Below are 12,382 nucleotides of genomic sequence, written 5' to 3'. Positions count from 1 at the left end.
CGATGGCGACACCGCCAGCGCCACCGTCAGCATCGACGTCGCCGCGGGCAACGACGCCCCCACCGGCACCGATGACGTCATCAGCCTCAACGAGGACGGCAGCCACAGCTTCAGCGCCGCCGACTTCGGCTTTACCGATACCGACAGCGCCGACAGCCTGCAGGCAGTGCGCATCGATAGCCTGCCGGGGGCCGGTTCACTGCAACTGAACGGCGCCGCGGTCGGCGCGGGCCAGGTGATTGCCCTGGCCGATCTCGACAACCTGACATTCAAGCCGGCGCCCGACGCCAGCGCTGACGATTACGCCAATCTGACCTTCTCGGTCAGCGATCAGGCCGGTCTGTTCGACAGCACGCCCAATACGCTGACCTTCGACGTGGCCCCGGTTGCCGACGCGCCCATCGTCACCCTCAATCTGGGCACAGGCACCCCCAGCATCACCACCATCAGCAGCGCCAACGCCACGGCGAGCGGCCAGGGCTTCAGCGTCAGCGCCGTCAAGCTCGATGGCACTGCGGGGGTGATTGCCATCAATGGCAGCCCGAATGGCTTCGGGGTCGCCGGGGCGGCCTCCGGCGCCGACAGCGAACTGGGCCAGGCCAATGGCCAGTCCGAACGTATCGCGGTGACCTTCGATGCCCCGGTGGCGAACGCGACCGTTAGCTTCGCCTGGCTGCATACCGGCGAAAGAGCCACCTACGAACTGTTCGACAGCAACGACAACCCGATCGGCAGCGGCACCATCGCCGGCCTGACCGACGCCGTCGACCCGGCCATCACCCTGACCAGCAGCACGGGTGCCGCGATCGGCCGCATCGAGTTCAGCGCCCCGGGCGGCGGAGACAACGATTACCTGATCAACTCGATCGAGTTTGTCTCCAGCATCGGCTACCCGCTGACCATCACGGCCACGCCCAGCGACATCGACCACTCCGAGTCCATCGCCAGCATCACGGTGGCAGTCCCCGACGGGGCCACCCTGTCCGCCGGTACCGACAATCTCGACGGCACCTGGACGCTGCCACTGACCGGCGCAGGCGGCTATAGCGTGGTGGTGAACCCGACCACCCAGGCGGTGACCATCAGCGGCCTGACCATGACCATCCCGGGCAACCCGGTTGGCAACCTGAGCGTGACCGTGACGGCGACGGCCCAGGATGGCGCGGACACCGAATCGGCCTCGGCCAACCTCACCATTGGCGATACTGGCGCCCCCGAAACCGACGATGAGCTCGTTAGCGGGAATGAGGATGCTGCTATCAGCATCACCCTGAGCGCGAACGATAGCGCCAGCAGTATTGCCAACTTCACTATCGACAGCCTGCCGGCGAACGGCACGCTGAGCTACAACGGCCAGGCGGTGCAGGTTGGCCAGGCCATTCCCGCCATCGGCGATCAGGCTGTCCTGAGCTTCACGCCGAACGCCAACTGGAATGGCAGCACCGAGTTCCAGTATCTGGCCACCGATGTGGCCGGTAACGCCGACCAGAGTGCGGCAACCGTTTCCATACAGATCAACCCGGTGAACGATGCGCCCGTCAACAACCTGCCGGCGAGCTACAGCTCTAATGAAGACAGCACACTCAAGCTAAGCGGTCTTTCGGTAAGTGACGTAGATGCCAGCGCCAGCAGCAACCTCTCGGTGAGCCTGAGCGTGAACAGTGGCCTGCTCAGCGCCAGCTCCAGCGCAGGCGTAAGCGTCAATGGTTCCGGCACCGGCAGCCTGCTGCTGACTGGCAGCCTGGCGGCGATCAACGCCTACCTCGCCGATGCGGCCAGCCAGCCGGTGTTTACCCCGGTGACCGACGCCAGCGGCACCGTCACCCTGAGTATGATCAGCAGTGACAATGGCAATACCGGCGCCGGCGGCCCCCTGACCGACAGCGACAGCATCAACATCATCGTCAACCCGGTGGCCGATGCCGTGCCCGGCAGCGATGTATCGCTGGTCATCGGCGCGCCGCTGACCAACGAAATCAGCTTCGTCAGCGATGGCGGCCTGACCGGCCTGAGCGAATACACCTTCGGCAATGGCGTGACCATCTCCACCAGCACTGGCACATTCCACTGGTCTAACGGGAATGACCTGGGGGTTGACGGCACGATCATCAAGAAAGGAGAGGTCGTCTCTGAAAGCGGTGATGATGAACAACGCATAGAAGGAAGCGACGAGGCCATCACCTTCACCTTCCCCTACGGCATGCAGTACATGGACCTGCGGCTGAAGAACTCGAGCGACGACTCGGTGCTGATCCGCAGCAACCTGGATGTAGGCGACCTGACCGACGAGAGCGTCGCCGGCAGAATCACCTCCTCCTCGGGGCTGGCTGTCGACTCCACCAGTCTCAAGATAGAGCTGGTCCTGAACCTTGACGGCCAGAGCAGCCCGCTGATCCTGGACAGCGTGAATAATTCCGATAAGGTCAAGGTCAACGCTGACGGCACCTGGTCCGCCGACCTCTCGGGCATTAGCGGGACCATCCTCGCCGCCTCCGTCAATGCCTATGTCGATGGTAGCCTGTTCAACCAGGGCGGCAACGGTGACGCCGGCCTGCATTACTCGATCGACACCGACATGACCCAGCTGGCGATCAGCCAGGACGCCGGCAATCTCTACCAGGAGAAGAACAACGGCTTCCAGATCGAGTACATCGCCGTGGACGCCAATCCGACCGGCCTGACCAGCTACAGCTACCCGGTGGATCTGTACGCCGTTGTGCAGGACCAGGTCGGCACCGCCGAGACCTTCACCGGCCTGACACTGAGTGACCTGCCGGACGGTTCGACCCTCAGCGTGGCGCTTGCCGACGGCACCTACCGGGAGATCATGCCCGACGCCCAGGGGGTCTATGATCTGAGCGCCTACACCGACCTGCTGAACACCGCGACCACCACCGTGGGCACCGACAAGATCTACCTGATCACCCCTGACCCGCTCCCCGACGGCTACGCCCCGACCCTTGCCATCCAGGTCAGCGACGGCGGCCTGAGCAGCGCCTGGACCATCCTCGGTGGCTCCGACGGCTCGACCCACACCGGTGGTGCCGGCAATGACTACATCAGCGGCGGCGCCGGCAACGACAGCCTGATTGGCGACAGCGGCAACGACATCCTGCTGGGCGGAAGCGGAGCCGATCTGTTTACCTGGACAACCGGCGATACCGGCAATGACGTGATCAAGGACTTCAATGCCGGCGAAGGCGACCGTATCGACCTGAGTGATCTGCTGAGCGATATGGACGACTCCGCCGACCTGTCCCAGTACCTTGGCCTGGACACCGACACCTCGACCCTGCTGATCAGCACCACGGGGACGCTGGCGACCGAGGGTGCGAATGTCACCATCAAGGTGGAGAATGCCGGGGTCAATGTGCTGACGGCCAGCGACACCATCAACTCGCTGATTGCAGGCGGCGATAGCGCGCTGGTCAAGGTCAACCCGGACTGATGGCGGAACCCCGCGCCCCTAGGCGCGGGGTTCACTCAGGGCGGTCAAGCATGTAAGGAGCAGTCGATGCTGTATGTGAAACATGACGCCTGGGGCAACCTGGAGCGGGTCGAACCGGCGCCATTCGCGGGCATGGACGGCGAGCTGGCGGCCGATAGTCAGGAAGCCCAGGCCTGGTTTGCCAACCAGAGCGTGGAAAACAGCCTGCTGCAACTGCAGCAGAGCGATCTGGACATGATCCGCGTGCTGGAAGACCTGATCACCGCGCTGATCCAGAAAGGCGTGCTGCGCATCACCGATCTGCCGGAAGCGGCGCAAGCCAAGCTGGTGGGCCGCAGCAAGGCGCGGGACGCGCTGGGCGGCCTGCACCGGCTGATCAACGATGAAGAGTCCGGCCTGATCTAGCAGGCCGTTGAAAAACTACCTGCGTTGCCGATGCGTCGTTAAAAACAGGCTCAGAAAGCCGCTTGCGGCTGACGCGCTTTAGCGCGGCCCGAAGGGCGAGCAGAGCGAGTCATGCTCATTTACAGCTCGTAAACTGCGCTTTTTCGCCGTTTTGACCAGCCGTAGGCTGTTACTAACGTTGCGCCTAGCCTCGGCTGCCTCGCCAACATTTTTCAACGGCCTGCGAGTCCGGCCGCGCGGGCCATGATGCAGCCCCCGCGCTCAGCCGACGCCCCTCCGCTCACGGCCACCCTATCCGACCGCCACTCCCGACCCCGAGTCAGGCGCAAGGCCACAGCCCGCGCCACAGGGCCGTCACTGCCAGGGCTGAGGCTCGCCGAACAAGCGGCCCTGCACGCCCACAATGCCCATCGAGCGCAGCACCTGCCACTCGCCGTCGGTCTCGACCCGCTCGGCGATCAACGGCAGGTCGATGCTGTTGGCGGCGCGCTGCATGGCCTCGATGAACAGGCGCTTGTCGTTTTCCTGATCGATGGCGCGGATGTGGCTGCCATCCACCTTGATGTGGCTGAGGCCTAGTTTGGCCAGGTTGCCGATCATGCTGAAACGCCCGCCGAAGTGCTGCAGAGCCATGCCGAACCCCAGCGCGTGCAGGCGCTGGGCCAGGGCCTGCAACTCGTCCTGCGCGGGCAGCTGGTCCTCATCCAGTTCGATGATCAGGCGCGCGCCCAGCTGGGCGTGCTGGCGCAGTTTCTCGTAGAGCCCGGCCAGCGCCTGCGGGTCGCGCAGGGTGCTGCCGGACAGGCTCAGCGCCACAGTGCCGTCGCGTTCGTGCAGGTGCGCCAGCACCCGGTCGAGCATGCCCATGTCCAGGCGCGCGGCCCAGCCGAAGCGCTCCAGCCAGGGCAGGAAACTTCCTGCCGGCAGCAGATTGCCCTGCTCGTCGAGCAGGCGCGCCAGCACCTTGTGGTGCAGCACCCGATCCGGCTGGTTGGCATCGACCACCGGCTGCGCATACAGCTGCACGCGGCCCTCGCTGAGCGCCGTATCCAGCAGGCGATACCACTCCTGGCGCTCGTCGACGGGCTGCTGCCCCTGGCCCTGCTCGCGGCAGGCCCAGTTGCGCTGCGTCTGGCTGGCCGCCTGGGCCAGCGCTTCGTCGGCGGCCTTGAAGATGGCGACGGCCTCGTCGCCGGGGGCGAAGGCGCTCAGGCCGATATGCGCCACCGGCAGGCTGTCGGCAATGCCGCTGCGCTGCAGGCCGGTCAGGGCCTGGTCCAGCATCTCGGCCAGTTGCTCGGCCTCGTCGCGTTGCAGGCCGATGGCCAGCAGGGCGAATTCGCCGCCGCGATTGCGCGCCAGCACATGGCGGCCCTGGCTGAGCAGTTGCAGTTGCTCGGCCACGGCCTTGAGCAGCAGGTCGGTGCGCTTGCCGCCCAGGCGATGGTTGAGCCCGGCCAGGTCGTTGATCCGCAGCAGCAGCAGGAAGCCGCTGCTGGCCTGCTCGCCGCTCAGGCGGCCTTGCAGCTGCAGGTCGAAGTAGCGACGGTTGGCCAGCCCGGTGAGGCTGTCCTCGTAGGCGTCGGCGCGCAGTTTTTCGCTGCGCGCGGCCTCCTCGGCAAAGAGCGCCTTGAGCTTCTCGACCATCTGGTTCATCGCACTGACCACCCGACGGAACTCGGGAGTCTTGGGCAGCGCCGGCAGGCTGAGGAACTCGCGCCGGGCGATGGCATTGGACTGCTCCACCAGGTATTCCAGCGGGCGCAGCTGGCGCTTGAGGAACAGCACGCCCAGGCCCACGCAGAGCAGGCTGCTCAGGGCCAGCCACATCAGGGTGCCCAGGGCGCTCTGCCAGAGTTTGCCGACGGCGAACAGCGGATGGCTGACCACCTCGACGCGGGCCGCCTGGCGCCAGCCGTCACTGACGATGGCGTCGCCGCTGGCGGCCTCCAGATCGACCAGGCGGGTGAACCACTCCGGGGCGCTGGGGCTGACCGGCACGCCACTGCGCTCGACCAGCAGCTCGCCGCTATCGGCGTCGAGCACGCGAATGCTCTGGAAGTAGCCGCTGTCGAAGATCGAGCTGACCATCAGCTCCATCATCGGCACGTCGTCGGCGTGCGGGCTCAGCGACAGGCCCAGTGCCGTCGCCGCATCCTGGGCGTGCGCGCGCAGCTGGTTGACCTGCTGCTCGCGCGAGCCCTCGACGCTGACCAGGAAGCTACCGGCGAAGTTCACCAGCATCAGCACGCAGATGGCAATGAACAGCTGTTTGAACAGTGACATGCATAAACCCCTCGGCCGTTATCAGGGAAATCCCTCGGCGCGCATTTTTTTCAACAGGTCTTGCCAGCGCGACAGGCGCTTGGCATCGCCGACCTGCTTGCCGCCGCCCGCTCCGGGCAGCCACAAGCCTTCGGCATTGAAGGCATAGACCGGCACCAGGTCGGTGCGGCGGTTGGCCGGCTCGATGGCATCGATCAGGTTGTCCAGCACCAGCGGTATCGCCGAGGGCTGCGGGTAATAGGTCAGCACCATGTGCGCCTGGTTCTGGCGCAACGCCTTGACGTAGGTGATGCGCAGCTTATGGCTGGGAACCCCGAGCTGACGCAGGCTGAAGTACTTGGCGATGGCGAAATCCTCGCAATCGCCGGCGCCGCGGTACAGGGCCTCCACCGGGGTGGCCCAGTAGTCCTTGACCCGCCACAGCTGGATGTCGTCGCGAAAGCGCAGGCGCAGGTTGAAGAACCGGTTGACCGCCTTCAGCTGTTGCAGCTCGGCCTGGCCCGCCTGCGCCTCGAACAGGCGCTGCCAGTCATCGATGCGCCCGCGCCCCTCGCCCAGCGGCCCGTAGAGTTTCTCCGCCCGCGAGCTGATCAGGCCGAAGTCCCAAGCGGCCTGCAGAACGCCGGCAACGGCCAGGCAGACCAGCAAAAAAACCACTTTCGCTGGCCTACCCGGATGCTGCAGAAAAGAGACTAGGCGACCGATCGGCAAAGCCGGTACATCCAAACCGATAAACGGCCGTCATGGTGAGTGGCGCAGGCTGAAAACACAATCCTCGCCCCGCTCGATCGGGCCGGACGGATGGCTCCGGCGACGCTCGCCTAACGCCGGCCATTACGGCTCGGCGCGGGCCTCAGTTGGCGATACGCCAGCCGCGCTGGCCATCCTGGTGCGACGAACGCTGCTGACGCCGCTCGTCGTGGTGGCGCTCATGCTGGCGGCCCTCGTCGCGGCGGTCGCTCTGGCGCAGCCAGGAGCCCTGGCGCCGCTCATCGTTGCCCTCGCGACGATCCCAGCCATAGCGCGGCTGCTCGCTGTGCCGGCGCTGCTCGTGGTAGCGCTGCTGGTCGCCGTAGCGCTGCTGCTCGGCGGAGCGATGGCGGTCGTTGCGCCAGTCATAGCGGCCGTCATGGCCGGGGGCATAGTGGGAGTGGCGGCGTTCCTGGTAGCGGTCGTGGTGGCCGCTGTAACGCCGGTCATCGTCGTAATAGCGGTAGACCCGATAGCTCGGGTACGTCTCGTAGTACTGCACGTTGTAACCGCTGTAAGGGGCGTACTGACGGTAGTGGGGGCGGTCATCGCCATAGGCGACGCAACCGCCGAGACTCAAGCCGAGAACTGCACACAAGACTGCTCGAATGGACATGGGCGGCCTCCTTCGACCGCTGGGATGGCGCCGACGAATATCGGCGCCCGGGATCACTCCCACAGGCTTTGACTCTTGCCCCCCGAATGAAGTGCCGAGCCGGCCCCGCGCATAAGTTGTATCCGCGCATTTCCGGTGCACCAGCTCGGCGCAAAGTGGCTCGCCGTTGGTGCAAAGGCCCATGGCAGAGCGCTCCGTGCCGACCGGGCAGGCCGCGCAATGGCGCCCAGCAGACGCTTTGGCACGCCATTCGCTAGGCAGGGCGGACACAGGATTGCCGCCACGCGCAATCGCACCAGTACATCATCGCAATGGTCGACTAGGGTTCCGGCTTGCCCGCTCCGCAACGAGACGGGCAAGCGACTGGTCCGAGAGTGGACAACCTCGGCAGAGGTCACACGGCGGGACAAAAGCCCGGGAGAACGCGCAGCGCCTGACTGCCGCCATCCTGTGCCCGTCTCTTCTGCCTGAGGTCAACCATGCCCCGCCGTTCCCTGTTCGCCCGTCTGCTTCTCGCCTGCCTGCTGGCCCTGCTGTTTGTGCAAGCGCCCGGCGCCAGCGCGGAAACGCCCAAGTTCAAGGTCTGCTGGTCGATCTACGCAGGCTGGATGCTCTGGGGGCAGATGGCCGAACAGGGCATCATCGACAAGTGGGCGAAGAAGTACGGCATCCAGATCGAGGTCGAGCAGGTGCCGGACTACGTCGCCTCCATCGAGCAGTACACCGCCGGCGACTACGCCGCCTGCGCCATGACCAACATGGACGCCCTGACCATCCCGGCTGCGGCCGGGGTCGACTCCACCGCGCTGATCGTCGGCGACTTCTCCGCCGGCGCCGACGGCATCCTGATCCGCGGCGCGGATCGCGACATCAAGGACCTCAAGGGCAAGACCATCCTCCTGGTGGAAAACTCGGTATCCCACTACCTGCTCGGCCGCGCCCTGGAATGGGCGCACCTGGACGAGAGCGAGGTGAAGATCGAGAACGTCTCGGACAAGGACCTGGCCCAGCTCTGGCGCAGCGGCAAGGGCGATGCAGTGGTGACCTGGAACCCGATCCTCGCCGACCTGCGCCAGGACGGCGACAGCACCCTGGTGTTCAGCTCGCACCATATCCCCGGGGAAATCCTCGACCTGCTGGTGATCAACAGCGCCACCCTGGCCGCCCACCCCGAGCTGGGCAAGGCGCTGACCGGCGCCTGGTTCGAGGGCATGCGCCTGATGGGCATGCCGACCGCCGAGGGCAAGGCCGCTCGCACGCAGATGGCGACTGCGGCAGGCACCAGCCTGGAAGACTTCGAGCTGCAACTGAAGACCATCCGCTCCTTCTACGCCCCGCGCTCGGCCCATGCCTTCGCCAGCAGCGACAAGATGCCCCTGCTGATGCAGCGCGTGGCCGGTTTCGCCGACGCTCATCACCTGCTCGGCAGCGACGGCAACGGCCTGCAGCAGCTGGGCATCTCCTTCAGCGGCAACCGCGTGCTGGGCAACCCGGCGCAGATCAAGCTGCGCTTCGACCCCAGCTATATGCAGCAGGCCGCCGAAGCCAGGCTTTAACGCGCCGTGGTGGGAGCGGATTTATCCGCGAAGGGCGCGACCAGGATCGCGCCCAGGCACCAACAACGAACACCGCGCACCAGGATGGCGCAGCCACTCATCCCATCCATAGCCAGGCTGGCCGCGCAAAGCGCCAGGCCAAGGGCCTTGCGCCAGCTGGCACGATGTTCGCTTTAGCTCAAACATGCAGAAGCACCCCGCAAGGGGCGCGGCACGACAATTTGCAATGGCTGACTAGGGTTCCGGCTCGCCGTTCTCCACGGAGTGCGGCAAGTGACTGGTCCGAGAGTTGGCGACCTCGTTCGGGGTTACACGGCGGGATAAAAGCCCGGGAGAACGCGCCACCTGGTCAGCCAGGCACGTGCCGCGCCGCTCCTGCCCGTATTCCCTGGAACTGGAGGTCTACCCATGCGCAAGTCCCTGCTGTCCTCGCTGATCGCTACCGGCCTGTCCGCCGCCCTGAGTTTCCCCGCCCTCGCCGCCCCGAAGACCGACTTCAGCGTCTGCTGGACCATCTATGCCGGCTGGATGCCATGGGAATACGGCGCCGCCCAGGGCATCGTCGACAAGTGGGCGAAGAAGTACGACATCAAAATCGACGTGGTGCAGCTCAATGACTACGTCGAGTCGATCAACCAGTACAGCGCAGGTGGGTTCGACGGCTGCACCATGACCAACATGGACGCCCTGACCATCCCCGCTGCGGGCGGCGTGGACAGCACCGCGCTGATCATCGGCGACTTCTCCAACGGCAACGACGGCATCGTGCTCAAGGGCGAGAAGCAGACCCTGGGCGACCTCAAGGGCCAGGACGTCAACCTGGTCGAGCTGTCCGTCTCCCACTACCTGCTGGCCCGCGGCCTGGAGCGCGCCGGCCTGGCCGAAAAAGACCTCAAGGTGGTCAACACCTCCGACGCCGACCTGGTCGCTGCCTTCGCCACCGATGACGTCAAGGCCGTGGCCACCTGGAACCCGCTGCTGGCCGAGATCGAAGCCACCCCGGGCGTGACCAAGGTGTTCGACTCCAGCCAGATCCCCGGCGAAATCATCGACCTGATGGTGGTCAACAGCGACACCCTCAAGGACAACCCGGCCCTGGGCAAAGCCCTGACCGGCGCCTGGTACGAAATCATGGCCACCATGAGCGCCGACACCCCTGCCGGCAAGGCCGCCCGCGAGCATATGGCCAAGGCATCGGGTACGGATTTGGCCGGCTACGAAGCCCAGCTGGCGGCGACCAAGATGTTCTACTCGGCCGCCGATGCCGTGGCCTTCGCCAACAGCCCGAAACTGCCGGCGACCATGACCAAGGTGGCCGAGTTCTCCTTCAGCCACGGCCTGCTCGGCGAGGGCGCGCAGAGTGCCGAAGCCATCGGCATGGGCTTCGCCAAGGGCGTGACCACCGGCGACAAGGGCAACCTCAAGCTGCGCTTCGACCCGAGCTACATGCAGATGGCGGCCGACGGCAAGCTCTGAGCCGTAGGTTGGGTTGAGCCTGCGAAGCCCAACGCCTGCCCAATGTTGGGCTTCGTGCCTCAGCCCCCACCTACGCGCCACCTTCATACAGAGGCAATCCATGCGCCTGATCAACCGACACCCGGACCGCGGCGGCCGCCTGCTGCTGATCCTGTTGCCCTTCGCCCTGCTGCTGTTCGCCTACTTCACGGGCTCGGCGGCGCGGCTGACGGACAACCCCAACGACAAGCTGCTGCCCAGCGCCAGCCAGATGGTCAGCGCCATCGACCGTTTGGCCTTCACCGAGGACAAGCGCAGCGGCAAGTACCTGTTCTGGCAGGACAGCGCGGCGAGCCTGGCCCGTCTCGGCATGGGCATCGGCATCGCCGCCCTGGTCGGCCTGTGCCTGGGCATCGCGGCGGGCATCCTGCCGCTGTTTCGTGCGCCGCTGTCGCCGCTGCTGACCGTGCTGTCGATGGTGCCGCCGCTGGCGATCCTGCCGATCCTGTTTATCGTCTTCGGCCTGGGCGAGCTGTCCAAGGTGATGCTGATCGTCATCGGCATCACCCCGGTGCTGGCCCGCGATCTGGAACAGCGCGCCCGCGAAATCCCCCAGGAAATCCTGATCAAGGCGCAGACCCTCGGTGCCAGCACCTGGACCCTGATCCTGCGCGTGGTGCTGCCGCAACTGCTGCCGCGCCTGCTGATCGCCCTGCGCCTGGTACTCGGTTCGGCCTGGCTGTTCCTCATCGCCGCCGAAGCCATCGCCGCCACCGACGGCCTCGGTTACCGCATCTTCCTGGTGCGCCGCTACATGGCGATGGACGTGATCCTGCCGTACGTGGCGTGGATCACCCTGCTCGCCTGGCTGATGGACCTGGGCCTGCGCCAGACCACCCGCCTGTGCTTCCCCTGGTATGAAGGAGCGAAGGCATGAAGCGCATAGAGAGCGGCGCCGTAGCGAGCGAGTCGCTGACAAGAAGCCCGGAGCGCAGCAACCGGAGTGGACATCTCGTCCATGAGGATTGCGAGCACCGCGCGACGCAGTCAGCGGCTCGCGCAGTAGGCGCCTTTATCGAGGTGAAAAACGTCTGGCAGCAGTATGGCGATCAGGTCGTACTGGAACGCCTCAACCTGTCGATCAACGAGGGCGAGTTCTGCACCCTGGTCGGCGCCTCCGGCTGCGGCAAGTCGACCTTCCTGCGCCTGCTGCTGGGCCAGGAGCGCGCCAGCCGTGGCGAGATTCTGCTGGCTGGCCAGCCACTGTCCGGCGAGCCGGATAGCAGCCGTGGCGTGGTGTTCCAGCGCTACTCGGTATTCCCGCACCTCAGTGTGCTGGACAACGTCGCCATCGGCCTGGAACTGCCGCGCTCGCCGCTGCTCGGCCGGCTGTTCGGCGCCGCCAAGCGCGACGCCCGCGCCCAGGCCGAGGTGATCCTGAAAAAAGTCGGCCTCGGCCACGCCCTGGACAAGTACCCGAGCCAGCTCTCCGGCGGCATGCAGCAGCGTCTGGCCATCGCCCAGGCGCTGATCATGAAACCGCGCGTACTGCTGCTCGACGAGCCGTTTGGCGCGCTGGACCCGGGCATCCGCAAGGACATGCACGCCCTGCTGCTGGAGCTGTGGAACGAGACCAAGCTGACCGTATTCATGGTCACCCACGACCTCAGCGAAGGCTTCAGCCTCGGCACCCGCCTGCTGGTGTTCGACAAGACCCGTATCGACCCGCACGCACCGAACGCCTTCGGCGCGCGCATCACCTACGACATCCCCCTGAACAGCGACCGCCGCGCCACCCGCGCCGCCGTCGAGGCGCTGCCGGCGCATATCACCGGCCAGCCGCAACCGGCCCTGTAAGGAGTTAGC

9 protein-coding genes and 2 riboswitches are annotated in these 12,382 nt (G+C 65.9%); of the genes, 6 read left to right on the top strand and 3 right to left on the bottom strand.

The window, feature by feature from the left end; all coding sequences use genetic code 11:
• Both F3I16_RS17760 and F3I16_RS17755 read left to right on the top strand, forming a co-directional pair.
• Positions 1 to 3,448: S-layer family protein (locus F3I16_RS17760; RefSeq protein WP_160494886.1), on the top strand; the 3,448-nt coding region annotated here is incomplete at its 5' end.
• A gap of 66 nt (positions 3,449 to 3,514) precedes the next feature.
• The gene (locus F3I16_RS17755) at positions 3,515 to 3,853 is read left to right on the top strand and encodes a tryptophan synthase subunit beta (RefSeq protein WP_160490282.1); all 339 of its coding nucleotides are present in this window, start codon (positions 3,515 to 3,517) and stop codon (positions 3,851 to 3,853) included.
• 354 nt (positions 3,854 to 4,207) lie between these two features.
• On the opposite strand, the gene lapD is transcribed toward F3I16_RS17755, so the two are convergent.
• The 3 genes from lapD to F3I16_RS17740 form a co-directional block, all read right to left on the bottom strand.
• Positions 4,208 to 6,139 carry a cyclic di-GMP receptor LapD gene (gene lapD / locus F3I16_RS17750; RefSeq protein WP_160494885.1) on the bottom strand — a complete coding sequence of 644 codons (1,932 nt, stop codon included), beginning with the start codon at positions 6,137 to 6,139 and terminating at the stop codon, positions 4,208 to 4,210.
• Positions 6,140 to 6,160: 21 nt separating this feature from the next.
• Positions 6,161 to 6,787: a cysteine protease LapG gene (gene lapG / locus F3I16_RS17745; RefSeq protein WP_372239648.1), complete on the bottom strand. Its 627-nt coding sequence runs from the start codon at positions 6,785 to 6,787 to the stop codon at positions 6,161 to 6,163.
• 205 nt (positions 6,788 to 6,992) lie between these two features.
• The gene (locus F3I16_RS17740; RefSeq protein WP_160494884.1) at positions 6,993 to 7,505 is read right to left on the bottom strand and encodes a hypothetical protein; all 513 of its coding nucleotides are present in this window, start codon (positions 7,503 to 7,505) and stop codon (positions 6,993 to 6,995) included.
• A 308-nt stretch (positions 7,506 to 7,813) separates the two neighbouring features.
• Positions 7,814 to 7,928, top strand: a riboswitch (guanidine-I (ykkC/yxkD leader).
• 56 nt (positions 7,929 to 7,984) lie between these two features.
• Between F3I16_RS17740 and F3I16_RS17735 the strand changes: the two genes are divergently transcribed.
• The 4 genes from F3I16_RS17735 (at position 7,985) to F3I16_RS17720 (ending at position 12,373) form a co-directional block, all read left to right on the top strand.
• A complete protein-coding gene (locus tag F3I16_RS17735) occupies positions 7,985 to 9,061 on the top strand; it encodes a putative urea ABC transporter substrate-binding protein (protein WP_160494883.1) in 1,077 nt (358 codons plus the stop codon).
• Positions 9,062 to 9,284: 223 nt separating this feature from the next.
• Positions 9,285 to 9,398: riboswitch (guanidine-I (ykkC/yxkD leader) on the top strand.
• A 71-nt stretch (positions 9,399 to 9,469) separates the two neighbouring features.
• Entirely contained in the window at positions 9,470 to 10,537 is a 1,068-nt protein-coding gene (locus tag F3I16_RS17730) for a putative urea ABC transporter substrate-binding protein (RefSeq protein WP_160494882.1), read from the top strand.
• Between the two features lie 100 nt (positions 10,538 to 10,637).
• Positions 10,638 to 11,453, top strand: coding sequence for an ABC transporter permease (locus tag F3I16_RS17725; protein ID WP_160494881.1), 816 nt, complete (start codon positions 10,638 to 10,640; stop codon positions 11,451 to 11,453).
• Positions 11,450 to 12,373, top strand: a complete 924-nt coding sequence (locus tag F3I16_RS17720) for an ABC transporter ATP-binding protein (RefSeq protein ID WP_160494880.1) — start codon at positions 11,450 to 11,452, stop codon at positions 12,371 to 12,373. Before F3I16_RS17725 ends, F3I16_RS17720 begins: the two co-directional genes overlap by 4 nt.
• Positions 12,374 to 12,382 lie beyond the last annotated feature (9 nt).

The sequence above is a fragment of the Pseudomonas sp. L-22-4S-12 genome (assembly GCF_009799935.1).
Taxonomy (GTDB): Bacteria; Pseudomonadota; Gammaproteobacteria; order Pseudomonadales; family Pseudomonadaceae; genus Aquipseudomonas.
This window is presented reverse-complemented; position numbering and strand designations above follow the sequence as displayed.